The sequence below is a fragment of the Methylobacterium sp. 285MFTsu5.1 genome, from assembly GCF_000383455.1.
Taxonomy (GTDB): domain Bacteria; phylum Pseudomonadota; class Alphaproteobacteria; order Rhizobiales; family Beijerinckiaceae; genus Methylobacterium.
Genome location: NZ_KB911286.1, coordinates 57,455 through 70,557, shown reverse-complemented (window position 1 = coordinate 70,557; position 13,103 = coordinate 57,455). Strand labels below are relative to the sequence as shown.

The following is a 13,103-nucleotide window of genomic DNA, read 5'->3' as shown; positions in this document are numbered from 1 at the left end:
TGAGAGGAGCGTCGATGTCCGAGAATCCCAGCCACGTTCAAGGCTATCGGGAGACGAAGGCGGCGAAGGCTGCAGAGAGGCACAACCAAGCCAACGAGGTCTGGGCGGAGGTTGAGGCAGAGCGACAAGCGTTCGACGAGCGGACGGCAAAGCTGCGAGCGATGCGGCTCGCCCCAGAGAACGCCGAATCTTGATGTCGAAGGGCCACCTGAGATGAGGCGCCTACTCCTCGCCGGCCTCTTCGCAGCCGTCACCGGAGCGAGCGGTGCATATGCGCAGGCGACGCTGCGCGTTATCGACACCGCGCCGAACGACGTGCTGAACGTCCGCGAGTTTCCAACCTCGGACGCGCGGATCGTAGGCGTGATTCCACCCGACGGGCGCGGCATCGTCCCGACTGGCGAGCGCAATGGCAACTGGGTGTTCGTCCGTTACCGGAGGGTCGAGGGCTGGGTTTCGCGGCGGTTCGTGTATCTCGGGGCGCCGCCGGTCCGGCGAGGCGGGAGCCTGGATCCGGACGTCAGCGAATAGCAACGCGGGGCTTCCGAGTACCTGAGCTCATTCCAGCCGCTCTCGGCCGGCTGTTCACGCCCATAGCGCAGCACGCGACCCGTCAGCAACGGGCAGAGCAGGTCCAACAGGAGCTCGACGCCGAGTAGGCGAGTTTGAGGAGCTGACGGCCTCGCGGTCAGCGAGCTACACCGGAACGTCACCCGGTGGCGCTCCGCGATAGAGGCCTTAATTTAGTTTACACGTCATTAAGCATGTCGACCGATGGTGCCGTGACGTCGGAAGGACTTGCGATGAGCCGGGGCGAGCCCCTGCGGGAGCCGAAGGCTTTGGTGGGACCCATTCTCAATATGGCCACCGCCCATCATGCCGCCGGGCGCCTGCACGAAGCCGATCAGCATTACAGGCGATGCCTTGATCTCGATCCGGGACACGCAGCGGCGCATTACAATCTTGGCCTCATCGCCACGCTCTTGAGCGATCATGCCCGTGCGGTCCTTCATCACACCGCGGCGCTTCGCTCGGCACCTGAGCAGGCCTCTCGCTGGGTGGCACTAATCGGGGCGCTCCTCGCCTGCGACCGGGTGACAGACGCCCGTAGCATCCTCGATCACTTTCTGGTGCACGGCTTCTCACCCCAGATCGTGTCCGAGCACTGCCAGCCGCTGGTTAAGGTGCTCGACGCGAACGCTCGCCTCGCCTTCGCCGCTGGGCGGCTCGAGGACGCCGAGTGCCTCCTCGAACTCTTAATCTCTATCGACAAAGATAATGGTGACGCGGTGCATCTTGCCGGGCTCACCGCCTTGCGCACCGGGCGTGCACAGCACGCCATCGATTTGATCACCATCGCGATCTACCGCGACAGCGGCAACGCCACGTACTTCGCCGATCTCGGTCTCGCCTTCCAGGCAATCGGCAACCTGGTCGCTGCTGGCTCGGCCTTCGAGAAGGCGCTCGAACTCGACCCTGCCTTGGATGACACCCGCGCCAATCTCGCCATCGTGTATCAGGACACTGAACGCCAGCAGGACGCCGCTGACTGTTGGCGCGATCTGATCGCTCGGGTTCCCGGCTCGGCCGAGTTTCACAACAATCTCGGCGCGGTGCTACACCGCCTTGGGCGCACCGAAGAGGCGATCGCCAATTTGGAGAAGGCGCTAGAAATCAATCCCGCCGCCGCTTTCGCGCTTTGCAACCTTGCACATGCGCAGCTCTTTGCCGAGCATAGTTCGGTGGAAAGCTTCTCGGAGAAGGCTAAGACCTACGGCCGCTGCCATGCTGACGCACTGCTGCGCATCCGGCCCTTCGCCAATGATCGCAATCTGGATCGGCGCCTGCGCATTGGCTTCGTCTCGGCGGATTTTCGCGATCACCCGGTGGTGCGGTTCCTCGAACCCTTCCTCCACTATGCCGATCGGGAACGCTTTGACCTCCTCGCTTATAGCAACACCAGTCGCGAAGACGCGGTGACGGAGACGCTGAAGGCCCGTTTCGACTCTTGGCGCCGAATCGATGTTCTCGACGACGAGGCCGTGGCGAACCTCATCGAGGCCGATCGCACCGACATTCTCATAGACCTAGCCGGCCATAGCGGCGGCAACCGCTTAATGGTTTTCGCGCGCAAGCCTGCGCCAGTTCAGGTGACTTGGATCGGACTGCCAGTCACCACGGGGCTGGCCGCCATAGACTACCGCCTTACCGACGCTGTCTATGATCCGATCGGCGAGACCGAGCACCTGCATTCCGAGGTTCTCTGGCGGATGCCTGGCACTGGCACCTGCTACCGGCCGTTCCTACCGGCGCCGGATGTCGCCGAGACAGCGCCCGTCACAAGAAACCGGCACGTCACCTTCGGCTGCTTCAACCGCTTCGAGAAGATGACCGACGCCGCAATCAAGGCCTGGGCCGCGATCCTAGCAGCGGTGCCCAACGCCCGGCTGAAGCTGATCGTAACCGATATCGACGATCCAAGGACGCGCGGGCCAGTGGAAGCACGTCTCGCGACCTGCGGCCTGCCACTCGACCGCGTCGACTTCGCGCCCCGCAATGCTGCCAATCGCTATGCGATGCACGGCAGTGTCGACATCGCGCTGGATGCGTTCCCCTTCAACGGCAACGTCACGACATTCGACACTCTTTACATGGGCGTCCCTGTAGTGACGCTTGCCGGACCCCAGACAATCTCGCGGGTGGGCGCCGCCATTCTCGGGATCCTAGGGCTGCCGGATCTCATCGCCCGCGATGTCGACAGCTATGTCGCCATCGCCTGCCGTCTCGCCAGCGATCCGGACGAACTTCTCAAATTGCGCAGCGGCCTGCGCGAGCGCTTGGTCGCCAGCCCCCACATGGATCACGCCGGCCATGCCAGGGAGGTTGGTCTGGCCCTTAGCGAGATGTGGCGGCTTTGGTGCGCCGAGACAGCGCCCAGCGCGGTGGCCTCTCCCGCCTCACGATGACCCGCGCGCGGTCCCGAAGGGTGACCTCGTGCGTCGGCCATTCCAGGCAGGCTGCATCGAACGCCGCCTCGGCCATCGACAGCGGGTAGATCGTCGCGAGGTGCGGCTCGACATTGCCGCTGGTCTCTCGCCAGATCTCGACCGTGTAGGGCACACCCGGCGGCACGGGCGGGATCTGCTTGGCGGCCGGCGGCAGCGTGATCGCGGCCAGACACAGGTGCTCGTACTTCCGCGTAAGCGGCGCCCCGGGCGCGCGCTGATAGCGGCACGCGGCCGTCAGGTGCCGGAGCAGGTCGAGCGTCGAGATGTCGGCCCCGTAGCGACCGATCAGGCTGACCACGGTATAGCGGCCCGAGCGCTTGCAGGTGGCGCGGTCGACGTACACCCGACTAGGCCCTGCATCCCCCAGGTGCCCCATTCTGGTGGCCCCCCCCCCCCCCCCCCCGCTCGCGAACGAAAACGGAACAAGCTCAGGCGCCCGCGCGCTTCGACCAGCCGCCGAGCCGCGCGCGATCGTAGTGGAGCAGTGTGGACGACGTTCGGAAAGCCGAGACCCGTCAGGCGATTCGGCTGACCCAAGCCGCGAACTCCCAGACCGGCGGCCTCCCAGACTTGTGCGTCTCTGACTACAAAGAATCAGAGGAAGGATGAATCAGGCCGAACGCTTCAGCTCAGTTTGATCATCGTTCGTAACACTAGTAGCAGGTTGCTGTTGCGGTTTGAGGCTCTGCATAGGGGTGACAGAAGATGTGCGGCTGCTCGATGATGATGAGCGCCGCAGAGCGAACAACAAGGCAGCGCTTACAACACATGCTACGGCTGCCCCGACCGGTGCCACAAAGATCGAAATCGCTCCCAGCGACGGCCATATAGCCACAATCGAAAGTCCTGCGCCTACGAAGGCCGATAGAACGAGGAAGATGAGGTTCACAAGCGCACCTTTCCGCGATAGGCGGCCCGACGTGTCGCCCTCGGGTTCGAAGAACCGGGAGGTTGTATGACGATCTCAATGGCCGATATGCGGCAACTTCTGAGCGAAAACCGGTAACGGTCAGCCGGCGCGCCAAGCGTGCTCGCGGCGGCATCAGCTGGGGGAGTGACTCAGCGAAGGTACGACGGCGGCAGGCAATCTCAAAGCAGTAGAAGCGTCGGACGCGTAGGCGCAGCGTCATGGGCTGCCCGATGCTCGGCAGATCGGCCGGACGGCGTTCATAGCGGCTGTGAACGACAGAGCTGGTCGTATCACAGGTTGGACACTGCCCGTGCGCACGCCGCACTTGGGCGAAGACGACCGTCGGTCCGGATGACGCGCCCGATGGTACAGCCCGGCAGGGATGAGGACAGGATCAAACGCTTGGTGAACCAGCCCGTGCCATCCTCGTCACCGCGACCGTTCCAGGCAAAGTGCGGGAGAACCGCAAAGCCGAAGGAAGATCATACAGTACCGAGCCAACCATGCACTTCGAAATCCGCGTGGCCGGCCGCCACCTCTAGACTTGGGTGCTGCTCGACGCCTCCCACATGACGGTGAACGAATCGGACTGGACCTTCCCGTCCGAGGCACAGGCTTTAGCTGCCGCGCTGGCCTTCTCGAAGCAGATGACCCGGGCCTGGAAGACGCTGACCGCGCCGATGTCGGACGGCCTGCTATGATGTGCTGCCGCGGATCCGCGATAGCGCCGCTCAGCCTAATCCCGGCTGCGCGCCATTCCTCGGCGGCGATTAGAAGGTCGCGGTAGGCAACGGCCCGTGGTCTGACAGGCTTGATTTGATCTGGATAACAATTGAAGATATGGAAAACAATAATTAACAATCATTTAAAAGTTTTTGAGCTTGATATAGATAGACTTCATGACGGTGTGCAGCCGCTCCGTTGCTGGGCGTCGACTTAGCTACATCAGTCAAAATTTTCTTGAATTTAGATCGATTGAGTCCGCGCCAGGTAATGCTGGAGACCAGTGTCGATATGACGATTTCTAACGCATGTGACCGCTCTGTCTGGTTAGCCAATTGACGTTCAAGCAACTGTTCCCTCTGGCGCGCCGCAGCCAAAATAATTTCGATTTGATTCCAGGCGTCCATATCCCTCTCGCACGATCTAAGATCACGTAGGATCGGTGATGTTGCCGAACTTTGGCTTTTTCGGCGAGCCGTGACTTCAGCAAAAGCGAACATAGCAGAAACAAGGTCGGGATTGGCGGTCCAAAAATCTGAATTGATGTACGAGTACGCTCGCTCCCGTAGAGCAAACAATTTGCCGCCAGTGAAACCCTCGATTCGATCTCCCCACCGAGCTATTAAGGTGCTCTCTATGCTAAGAAATTCCTCTATATCATAACCTATAGTCATATTTTCCATGAATCTATATGCTCTTTCCGCCACTAACGTGCGTAAGAATTTAGATTCTTGTGCCTGGATTGCATCTATGCCAACGAAACCAAATGCATTCCACAGACGGATCATCTCACATTCGATGTATTCGAAAGATTTGTTGTTGTCTGTTAGCTCGCCAGGGGGACTCGTCAAGCCGAGTAAATCGGAGGCGAACTGTTGTGTCACATCAGGAATTTGATCGTACAAGAAAATCTTAATCGCGTTTCTTCCAAAAACAGATGCCCAGTTACTCAACAATAAATCTGGAACCAGTAGATGTAGCCTGCCAGGAAGCGCAATTGCATCTTGAATAAACCTAGTAAAATATTCGACCCCGCCATGTTTAATTAATTCTTGCCACCATGAAGGAAGAAGAGACAAGATATTCCTCTGGTAATAAACAATAGTAAATTCGGCAGATGGAAGAGCCGCGCGAATCTTTTGCAACGAGGCGACTGGAAGAAAGCAAAGCTCTTCACTCGAGAGAACACAGGTTTTCTCAAGGCCCGAAAGAATCTCCAGCAGGCCGCCAAGTTTGGAATGATAAGGGTCAGACGCTGTCCGAGCAAACTCGTGCTGCCCCGTCTGATTGGCATGAGCGAAGGGGTAAACAAAACTTGCGCCACTCTGCAAAGAGCGTGCGTAGAGCATGTTTTGGATCGATGTGGTTCCCGTTTTATGCGGGCCGATATGTATTATAAAATTTTGAGTCATAGTTAGATATTGCGCATTAGCTCCGGATTTTTAGGCAAAATTTGATCATAAAGTGGCTGTTCTGATACTGCGCTCAGCTGTAAGAGCATGTCGATTAATGGCCGTGCTGTATCGGCAATGGGCTGACCCACGGTTGCGAGCGTTAAGTCAGGCTTCGTCGGCTCTTCATAGGGCGCTGTGATGCCGGTAAAATTCGGGATTGTGCCGGCGCGCGCTCGAAAATATAATCCTTTTGGATCTCGTTCCTCACAAATTGGTAGAGGCGTATCTATAAAAACTTCAATAAATGCGACGTCTCCAGCGATAGCCCTTGCGGCCTTCCGTTCCGCTGAGAAGGGGGATATAAGCGAGACAATTGTTACAAGACCAGCATCAGCTACCAGTTTTGCTGTTTCGGCCACACGGCGGACGTTCTCAGCTCTGTCGCGGTCGGTAAATCCCAAGTCACTATTCAATCCATGACGTAGATTATCGCCGTCCAGCACCATTGTTGCGCGTCCTGAAGCGGTCAGGGCTTGATCCACGACGTTTGCGATCGTTGATTTCCCTGCGCCTGAAAGGCCAGTAAGCCAAGCAATGACTGGTCGCTGACCAAGAGCCTTCCATCGTTGCTCCCGTGGCTGCAGGTGCTGCCAAGTCAGGTTCCGATCCGACGTTGGGCCTCGTGATCGGTTCATGCTTCGCTCCTAAGTTGTCCCCCAGGTATGGATACACAAAAACGTGATCGGTTGTGTTGCTACAACGTCACGTTGATGCGCTTCGTAGCGGCGGAGGGTAATTACCCAGGCCTTTGATGGCAGGGGTCAGGCGCCGACGGTTTTGAGGATGAAGCCGAATGGATTGGCACCGCTCAGGCGCGCGGTGTCGACAACGGTGCGGATGGCGGCCTCGCCCTCAGCTGGCCACATGTCGCGATAGCCGTTGGTCGCTTTCCGCTGGACGACAGCCGGACGCAGGAGCCGCTCGGAGCTGTTGTTAGTCGGCTCGACCTTTCCGGGATAGGCGAGGAAGACGAGGGGCTGATCGCGGGAGCGGCTGAGCTTGGCCTGCAACTCGCGGGTCAGGTCACGGACGCAACACGGGTGCAATGCGCTTCATATACGGCCTTCCGTCATTCGCATGAGGAAAGCGATAATCCTTAGCGCTAGAACGCGCTCGGATGTCTGGGTGGAGGCCTTCTCCGATGAGGCTTAATCTCGATTTTCCCGGTAGCTGGATCGTTAATCCCGGGTATGTGGCGCAGCGTATCGGCGTGAGCGCAACGACGCTGAAGCGTTCCGTCATCGAGGGAAACGCCAGGGTCTTGATCGTCCCCGGAAGCTGGGCGGACGCGAGGGGCGCGCGCGTCACTGTTCATCACTACGACGGTGGGTGGCAGGGCACGTTCGATCAGAGCGGACAGCTCGTGGCTGAGCATGTCTGGTAACTGCGGCCGCACCAACCGGAGGCACGGCGAGTTGTATCTCCTACTGGCAGGAGACGCCCATGAGCGCGCACACCTATCCGGACGTGAACACCAGTTCTGCAAGCGGAGCGGCTGCCAACAAGTTGACTCACCGACTTGGCGTAGACGTCAACAGCGGTGATCAGCTTCCCAGCCCATACCTCCTCGGCATCGCGCTTTCGGGTGCAGCCGTGGCGTGCCTGCTGATCCGGCTAGTGATCGGGTGAGCGGCACGACCTGCCCATGAGGCACACCCTCGGCCAGCAAGGCGACTGGGTCGTTGATCCGTGTGAGTTGGCCCCACGCCTCGGTGTGGATGCCGATTACCTGAAGCGCATGGAGCGGCAGGGACACGTCGATGCCCGGATCAAGATCGACGATGACAGCGGCACGGGCCAGACACGTGTGACCGTCCGCCTGCTGAACCGAGGCTGGAGAGGCACCTTCCATGGAGGCGGCGCCCTCATTTGCGAAGAGATGTGGTGAGGCCTTGCAGTTGCAGCCGGCCCTTCGGCACTGCATAGCTCGGCCATGACAGCTGACGTACCGCACCCCTACTCGGTGACCATCGAGCCCCTGAGAAAACCGGAGGGTCATTTCGGTTGGGCATTGCGCCGAAGTGGTAAACTAATCGAGCGCTCGGACAGGGCGTTCACCACCGAGGTTAAGGCTTTCGAGAACGCTTTGAGGGCGATTGAGATAGACACGAAGCCGAGCAGTGGCGGCCGCCGCTAGGTGAGCGGACGCGCCGGATATTCCGGACAAGCGTCTCGTTTGTCCGGCGTCCGGTCGCGGTACTCATCCTGGCAACTCAATCAGCCAGAGGTGGTTGACGCCGTTGAGAGCGACCGGGACAATCAGGCTGCGGCCGAGGCGTGCTTCGACGGCTCGCTTAAACACCTTGCTGGCGGCCTCCGTCCGCTTGGCCTCATCGTCGCCGTCGGCCAGGTAGATGACGAAGAATGCCGTCCTGGCGGCCTGCAGCGGGACGGCACGAACCTTGGAGCCCTCATTGCCGAACGGCCACGCGCAGATGCCATCGTCGGTGACGCTCGTCCGAAGTGCTTGTCGGAACACCTCTGACGATGTCGGCCAGCGCTCCTTGCTGGCCGCGACGGCTACCGCGGAGGTGCCGTCCGTCTGCCACTTCACGACACAGGTAGTGATCGGCTCGCGGTCGTAGATCTCGCCGACTGTGACGACCTCCAGATCAAAAGAGATCTCGTACCCGCAACGGGTGCCCCGCACCTTCCGGATTGCCACGCGCGTGTTGTTGATGGCGCCGCCCTTATAGCGATCGGCGAGTACGGCGAGAGCCTCATCAGCCAATCAATCGGTCGTCGCCCGTTTGTTGTGAGGAGAGAATTTTTAAGCCGCAGATTAGAAGCGGCGCAGGCCTTCCCGACTCAGACGGTGATGTCCACCACACGCTCCTGCGATGCGAGAAGTTTCGGGTCATTCTTTTGCCTTTGGATGCCTGCGTCGTCCGGCGGGGGCGCCGGCATTGAGACGGTATGCAGCCCCGCTTTGTGCTCGATCGCAGCTTCCGCCCTTGCCGACTGGATCATCTCTGTCGCCTTCACCAGTCCGATGGCATTTATAGTGGTGGTGATTGTCATGGCTCTGATCTCCTTATTGGGGATCAAAGCACGTATTTGGTATTTGAATTACTTTTCTAATGTGTTCAATTTGCCGTTCTATCAGCGGTCCATTCTAGGCAGCCCTCATCCTTCTGTCTTGTCGGGCTAGTCCTGCTTGGCACCTCCGTTGATGCCTGTGCTATGCTCACCGCTGACGGAGCCGCTGCCGTGCCCCTGCGGGTTGAGGCGAGGGCGATCCGACGTGAGATCTTCGGGCTTCGTCCCTTTGGTTTGGTCGGATATGAGGTTCCTTCTTACCGACGAACCTAAGACACGAGAAGAGTTCGCTCGTACCAGTGTGCGGGCTATGCGCCATCGGGCACGGCCAACTGCGCTGGAGCGTTCCAGATGTCTGGATGCAAGTTTTCCGAGGACGCGCGGGTTCGCCTCTCCTCAGCGGTCCGGCCGACTACGTCCGACCGCTTCCGCCAATGCAGGGAAGCCGCCGATGAGTTCGGCACCGCTGATCCAGTAGCAATGCCCGAACATGATGTTCAGCCAAGATGTAAAGCGAGCCCGTCTCGTCCAATGAATCCGCGCAGCAGCTTCGGGATCAATCTCCAGCCGGTAGTAGCTGCTCATCCAGAATTGCAGAGGCTTGATGGCGCGGATCGTCTTCCACGGGATCCAATCCGTCGAGAGGCGTCGGTCATAAATCCCTTGAGGACCAATGGAGACGACCACGTCGGGCTGGAACAGCTTCAGGCCCCACACAAGTGCGCCAAGGCCGAAGATCACTACGCCAACGCGCATCTCATAATCCCGGAAGCTTCCAGGAATTATGGTATCAGTGCCGACATTAGGCTGAATCAGAGCCAGCCAAAGGGCCACTGCGACGAACATACACGATCCCATAAAGCGCGTAAAAATGCGCGAATTGGATCGGTAGAGATCGATTGTGCTCATTGGAATACTCCCTCACTTGAGTATTCGGCCTACGCCTCGCTACGGGCTTCCGAGGTGCGGCGGAGCACCGATGCGACCGCTGCAAGCGGTGCCAGTCACTCCGTCCACCAACTCAGTTGCGCAGGCTTGCATTGTGGAGGTTGACGATGACCTCAGATCCCGGCCGCACCGCCTACTACGCGCGCTTCGCATACGCCCGGCCACGCGAGTTCGACTCGTGGGACAGCCTGACACCGGAGGTGCGTGCCATCTGGGCACAGGTGGAGGTCGCGGTCCTCACCGGCGCTAGCTCTGGCATTCACCCCGGCCAAGCTCGGGAGGTCGCCGACGATCCGGATCGGCCCTCCACCATCTCAACGGCGGCCATAGTCCCGTCCGTGGTGGCTGGTGAGACCTTCGTGGTTATCCAAGACGAGCACGTGCAACTGCTTCAGCGCATTGACCGCGGCCCGTTCTTCGTGCCGCTCCTCGAGCTCGCATACGTGAAGCTCATCCCATGGAACGGTGACACGCTCATCCCGCGTCTGGTGAGCTGCGGCTGGGCTGAGATGGCGCCGCGCGAGTCGCGCGCAGTCCGAATCACCGACGCTGGCCGGCAGGCATTGGCCGATCTCGACGAAGCTAGGCTGAAGGAGCAGGGAGGGGGCAGTGCCGCGTGAGCAGTTGGCCAGCGCCGCCGACTTGGTGCGCGTATTCGGCTTCACCGAACGGCACTGAATCCGCCAGGCTGCGGCCGGGCGAAACGCTGATGCTCGACAGCCGTTCGGCGCGCAGTCATCGTAGGTGTTCGACCAACGTGCCGTGCGTCAGTGGTGGGATGCTTCGACGAGGACGGTGCCGGAATGACCGACACCTACCTCCGCGGTAAGACGTGGTGGGTCCAAGTCCACGCTAGGACACGGGAAACGAGCGCGACCACGCCGAGATCGTTGCCCCAGGAATTCGCCTTGGCTGCGCCTGAATGGGGCGCCGAATGAGGCTTAGAGGTTCACCTTTCTGCCCACCTGAGATCCGGGGGACCTCCACCGAGGCTGCGTGAAAGGGCCCCGACTTGGCTCAGGCCAGCGTCGGAACCGGGCCGGTGAAGCCCGTGGCCGGCTTGTCGGCGTCGAAGTGATTGGCCAGCGCCACCACGAAGGCGAAGTTGGCGATGGCGGCGAAGGGGAGAAGGGCAACAGCGGTGAGGAGGGTCATCGGCGGCGTCCTTTTGTGCGGTGCGTGAGAAGGTATATCGCACTGCACGCGACTTCTTGGTATGCCACATGCCTCACGCCAGATATGCGGCGCATGCATGAAGGTGTCGGGAATAAGATCGACCCTTGCAACGATCGGGCTGTAGATCCTCGGCCCGCAGGCGAGCGGAGTGCGGGTCGTCGACGTGCGCGCCGCCGCCTGTTCGAGATGCCGAGTTCTCATCCTCTGCATCGAACCCCAACGCGCGGCAGTTGAGCCGCCGCACAATCGCAGCTGAGACATTCGGGCATTTCAACTGCGCTCTCGGAGAGCCGAATGTGCCGGATGGCCGACGAATGGCCACGTTGCGGCCGCAACGCCTCGGACACGTCGCGCTGTTCGGCGGATTGACTCTGGAGAGACGGGGCGCGGGCCGATCCAGTCCGGCACGCGGACTGCTCGCCGCAAGCCGAAAGGGAGGCCGTGTGGACGGATCCGGGGAAGTGGAAAAGCGCGACCTCAAAGCCCCTGGTGATCGCGCTCGTCGTCGTGGAACGCGTCTCCGCGGGTCCATCGCGGGCAACTGGATCTGGCAGGCCGGCAGCCGGCCGCATACTGCCCCGCAGCAGAGCGACGGATCGGCGACGGCTCTCCCGACGTGAGCGGGTGATCCGGGCCGCAGGTCCGGCGGACACTGTCGTCTTGGTCGAGGCGGAATCTTGGGCGGGTAGAGCGCCAGTATCGAGGCAGCGCTTAAAGAAAAGCTCCAGCGATGCGGGCAATCGAGACGGTCCGTGACACCCGGCCTTCAGCCGGGATCAGGTATTCGAGCGGTGCCGACGGAGATCGGCTCAGCCAAGACCTGGAGATCGGTTGATGCTCAAGTCCCTCGCCGCCGCGGCACTGCTCGCCGTCGGCATCGCCGCGCCGGCCTCGGCGCTGCCCGTCGCGGGTTCTCCGCTCCCCGCCGCGCAGGACGGGCTGATCCAGCACGTCTACGGCGGCTGCGGGCCCTATGGCCATCGCGGCCCTTATGGCGGGTGCCGCGCCGGCGGCCAGTGGGGCGGCTATGTCGGTCGGGCCTGTCCGCGCGGCTTCCACCTCGGTCGCGGCGGGCGGCGCTGCTGGCCGAACCGGTACTGGTAGCGGCGCTCCCGCTGTTCGGGGCGATCGGCTGACCGCCGTGGCGCACCGTGACGGAACGCAGGAACACCCTGGGAGCGTGCGCTCCCAGGGTGTTGCCGACCTCGCGGCCAGTTTGATCGGGCTGGGGATGCGAAGGCCAACCGGAAGGCTGCTCTTCGGCGGCGGAGGGCGATGAGGCGGACCTGCCCCCCTCGCCCGCCGCCGCGTCTCCCGGCACGGAGGCCGGGAGCGGCGCGACCCGATCTCAGTAGGAGCCGAACTTGTAGTTCAGGCCGGCGCGGACGACGGCGAACTCGGTCTTGGCGGCGGCGCCGTTGAGGTAGGCGGTGCCGTTCGGGGGCAGGAGGTTGCCGTAGAACACGCCGCCGGCCGAGTTCTTCTGGCGGTCGAGGCTGACGTACAGGCCTTCGACCTTCAGCGTGACGGCCGAGGAGCGGAAGAAGTTCAGGAACGAGTCGGTGGGCAGGGCGTACTCGACGCCGCCGCCGGCGGCCCAGCCGGTGCGGAAGCTGTCGCGGAAGCGGTTGCCGGAGAAGTTCTGGTCGTCCTGGCCCGAGCCGTAGGCGAAGCCGCCGGTGCCGTACACGAGGGTGCGGTCGAAGGCGTAGCCGAGGCGGCCGCGCACGGTGCCGAAGTAGTCCAGGCCGTTGCCGCTGGTGGCGACGAAGGCGGGCGGGTTGGAGAAGGCGACGCCGGGGAAGCCCAGGAAGCTGTAGTTCTGGGTGGCGTTGGCGCGGCGGG

Annotated in this window: 16 protein-coding genes and 3 pseudogenes; 9 read left to right on the top strand and 10 right to left on the bottom strand. The window is 61.4% G+C overall.

From position 1 onward, the window contains the following. Nucleotides 1-14 precede the first annotated feature (14 nt). The 3 genes from H288_RS35165 (at nt 15) to H288_RS32665 (ending at nt 2,966) form a co-directional block, all read left to right on the top strand. The gene (locus tag H288_RS35165) at nt 15-194 is read left to right on the top strand and encodes a hypothetical protein (protein WP_139237929.1); all 180 of its coding nucleotides are present in this window, start codon (nt 15-17) and stop codon (nt 192-194) included. A 19-nt stretch (nt 195-213) separates the two neighbouring features. Beyond that, nucleotides 214-531, top strand: coding sequence for an SH3 domain-containing protein (locus tag H288_RS0122010; RefSeq protein WP_020094745.1), 318 nt, complete (start codon nt 214-216; stop codon nt 529-531). A gap of 233 nt (nt 532-764) precedes the next feature. Then, nucleotides 765-2,966, top strand: a complete 2,202-nt coding sequence (locus H288_RS32665; protein WP_081636514.1) for a glycosyltransferase family 41 protein — start codon at nt 765-767, stop codon at nt 2,964-2,966. Here H288_RS32665 and H288_RS32660 read toward each other — a convergent pair. Both H288_RS32660 and H288_RS34090 read right to left on the bottom strand, forming a co-directional pair. Then, the gene (locus tag H288_RS32660; protein ID WP_020094742.1) at nt 2,896-3,351 is read right to left on the bottom strand and encodes a hypothetical protein; all 456 of its coding nucleotides are present in this window, start codon (nt 3,349-3,351) and stop codon (nt 2,896-2,898) included. The genes H288_RS32665 and H288_RS32660 overlap by 71 nt on opposite strands. Before the next feature lie 667 nt (nt 3,352-4,018). Beyond that, nucleotides 4,019-4,316 (bottom strand): annotated as a pseudogene (locus H288_RS34090) (transposase family protein); the annotation flags it as partial. A gap of 171 nt (nt 4,317-4,487) precedes the next feature. Between H288_RS34090 and H288_RS36270 the strand changes: the two are divergent. Continuing rightward, nucleotides 4,488-4,619 (top strand): hypothetical protein, encoded by a 132-nt coding sequence (locus H288_RS36270; RefSeq protein ID WP_280806663.1) that lies wholly within the window; start codon nt 4,488-4,490, stop codon nt 4,617-4,619. Between the two features lie 153 nt (nt 4,620-4,772). Here the strand turns inward: H288_RS36270 and H288_RS35160 are convergent, their stop codons facing one another. From H288_RS35160 to H288_RS0121990, 3 genes and pseudogenes are all read right to left on the bottom strand, one after another. Next, nucleotides 4,773-5,990, bottom strand: a complete 1,218-nt coding sequence (locus H288_RS35160; protein ID WP_158684220.1) for a hypothetical protein — start codon at nt 5,988-5,990, stop codon at nt 4,773-4,775. A 65-nt stretch (nt 5,991-6,055) separates the two neighbouring features. Beyond that, a complete protein-coding gene (cysC, locus tag H288_RS34085) occupies nt 6,056-6,730 on the bottom strand; it encodes an adenylyl-sulfate kinase (protein WP_081636513.1) in 675 nt (224 codons plus the stop codon). Between the two features lie 126 nt (nt 6,731-6,856). Further along, nucleotides 6,857-7,120 (bottom strand): annotated as a pseudogene (locus H288_RS0121990) (transposase); the annotation flags it as partial. Nucleotides 7,121-7,538: 418 nt separating this feature from the next. Between H288_RS0121990 and H288_RS34080 the strand changes: the two are divergent. The 3 genes from H288_RS34080 to H288_RS36005 are packed head-to-tail and all read left to right on the top strand — an operon-like array spanning nt 7,539 to nt 8,232. Continuing rightward, the gene (locus tag H288_RS34080) at nt 7,539-7,724 is read left to right on the top strand and encodes a hypothetical protein (protein ID WP_081636512.1); all 186 of its coding nucleotides are present in this window, start codon (nt 7,539-7,541) and stop codon (nt 7,722-7,724) included. A gap of 16 nt (nt 7,725-7,740) precedes the next feature. After that, complete coding sequence (locus tag H288_RS0121980) at nt 7,741-7,983, top strand: DUF6522 family protein (RefSeq protein WP_020094738.1); 243 nt, start codon at nt 7,741-7,743, stop codon at nt 7,981-7,983. A 45-nt stretch (nt 7,984-8,028) separates the two neighbouring features. Continuing rightward, complete coding sequence (locus H288_RS36005) at nt 8,029-8,232, top strand: hypothetical protein (RefSeq protein WP_081636511.1); 204 nt, start codon at nt 8,029-8,031, stop codon at nt 8,230-8,232. Nucleotides 8,233-8,295: 63 nt separating this feature from the next. Here H288_RS36005 and H288_RS32650 read toward each other — a convergent pair whose 3' ends face one another. From H288_RS32650 to H288_RS0121965, 3 genes are all read right to left on the bottom strand, one after another. Continuing rightward, a complete protein-coding gene (locus tag H288_RS32650) occupies nt 8,296-8,826 on the bottom strand; it encodes a hypothetical protein (RefSeq protein WP_020094737.1) in 531 nt (176 codons plus the stop codon). Between the two features lie 77 nt (nt 8,827-8,903). Continuing rightward, nucleotides 8,904-9,116, bottom strand: a complete 213-nt coding sequence (locus H288_RS0121970; protein WP_020094736.1) for a hypothetical protein — start codon at nt 9,114-9,116, stop codon at nt 8,904-8,906. A 414-nt stretch (nt 9,117-9,530) separates the two neighbouring features. After that, nucleotides 9,531-10,043, bottom strand: a complete 513-nt coding sequence (locus H288_RS0121965) for a hypothetical protein (RefSeq protein WP_245274538.1) — start codon at nt 10,041-10,043, stop codon at nt 9,531-9,533. A gap of 146 nt (nt 10,044-10,189) precedes the next feature. Here H288_RS0121965 and H288_RS0121960 point away from each other — a divergent pair, with 146 nt between their 5' ends. Then, nucleotides 10,190-10,702, top strand: coding sequence for a hypothetical protein (locus H288_RS0121960; RefSeq protein ID WP_020094734.1), 513 nt, complete (start codon nt 10,190-10,192; stop codon nt 10,700-10,702). Nucleotides 10,703-11,099: 397 nt separating this feature from the next. Here H288_RS0121960 and H288_RS35705 read toward each other — a convergent pair whose 3' ends face one another. Continuing rightward, a complete protein-coding gene (locus H288_RS35705; protein ID WP_020094733.1) occupies nt 11,100-11,237 on the bottom strand; it encodes a hypothetical protein in 138 nt (45 codons plus the stop codon). Between the two features lie 855 nt (nt 11,238-12,092). Between H288_RS35705 and H288_RS0121950 the strand changes: the two genes are divergently transcribed. Further along, a complete protein-coding gene (locus H288_RS0121950) occupies nt 12,093-12,362 on the top strand; it encodes a hypothetical protein (protein ID WP_020094732.1) in 270 nt (89 codons plus the stop codon). Between the two features lie 244 nt (nt 12,363-12,606). On the opposite strand, the pseudogene H288_RS32645 reads toward H288_RS0121950, so the two are convergent. After that, nucleotides 12,607-13,103: pseudogene (locus tag H288_RS32645) on the bottom strand (porin family protein); the annotation flags it as partial.

What these genes read in the sequence shown, in the direction of transcription:
- H288_RS35165 (WP_139237929.1), top strand. Translation starts at nt 15, where the DNA reads ATGTCCGAGAATCCCAGCCACGTTCAAGGCTATCGGGAGACGAAGGCG.
- H288_RS0122010 (WP_020094745.1), top strand. Translation starts at nt 214, where the DNA reads ATGAGGCGCCTACTCCTCGCCGGCCTCTTCGCAGCCGTCACCGGAGCG.
- H288_RS32665 (WP_081636514.1), top strand. Translation starts at nt 765, where the DNA reads ATGTCGACCGATGGTGCCGTGACGTCGGAAGGACTTGCGATGAGCCGG.
- H288_RS36270 (WP_280806663.1), top strand. Translation starts at nt 4,488, where the DNA reads ATGACGGTGAACGAATCGGACTGGACCTTCCCGTCCGAGGCACAGGCT.
- H288_RS35160 (WP_158684220.1), bottom strand. Translation starts at nt 5,990, where the DNA reads ATGCTCTACGCACGCTCTTTGCAGAGTGGCGCAAGTTTTGTTTACCCC.
- cysC (WP_081636513.1), bottom strand. Translation starts at nt 6,730, where the DNA reads ATGAACCGATCACGAGGCCCAACGTCGGATCGGAACCTGACTTGGCAG.
- H288_RS34080 (WP_081636512.1), top strand. Translation starts at nt 7,539, where the DNA reads ATGAGCGCGCACACCTATCCGGACGTGAACACCAGTTCTGCAAGCGGA.
- H288_RS0121980 (WP_020094738.1), top strand. Translation starts at nt 7,741, where the DNA reads ATGAGGCACACCCTCGGCCAGCAAGGCGACTGGGTCGTTGATCCGTGT.
- H288_RS36005 (WP_081636511.1), top strand. Translation starts at nt 8,029, where the DNA reads ATGACAGCTGACGTACCGCACCCCTACTCGGTGACCATCGAGCCCCTG.
- H288_RS0121970 (WP_020094736.1), bottom strand. Translation starts at nt 9,116, where the DNA reads ATGACAATCACCACCACTATAAATGCCATCGGACTGGTGAAGGCGACA.
- H288_RS0121965 (WP_245274538.1), bottom strand. Translation starts at nt 10,043, where the DNA reads ATGAGCACAATCGATCTCTACCGATCCAATTCGCGCATTTTTACGCGC.
- H288_RS0121960 (WP_020094734.1), top strand. Translation starts at nt 10,190, where the DNA reads ATGACCTCAGATCCCGGCCGCACCGCCTACTACGCGCGCTTCGCATAC.
- H288_RS35705 (WP_020094733.1), bottom strand. Translation starts at nt 11,237, where the DNA reads ATGACCCTCCTCACCGCTGTTGCCCTTCTCCCCTTCGCCGCCATCGCC.
- H288_RS0121950 (WP_020094732.1), top strand. Translation starts at nt 12,093, where the DNA reads ATGCTCAAGTCCCTCGCCGCCGCGGCACTGCTCGCCGTCGGCATCGCC.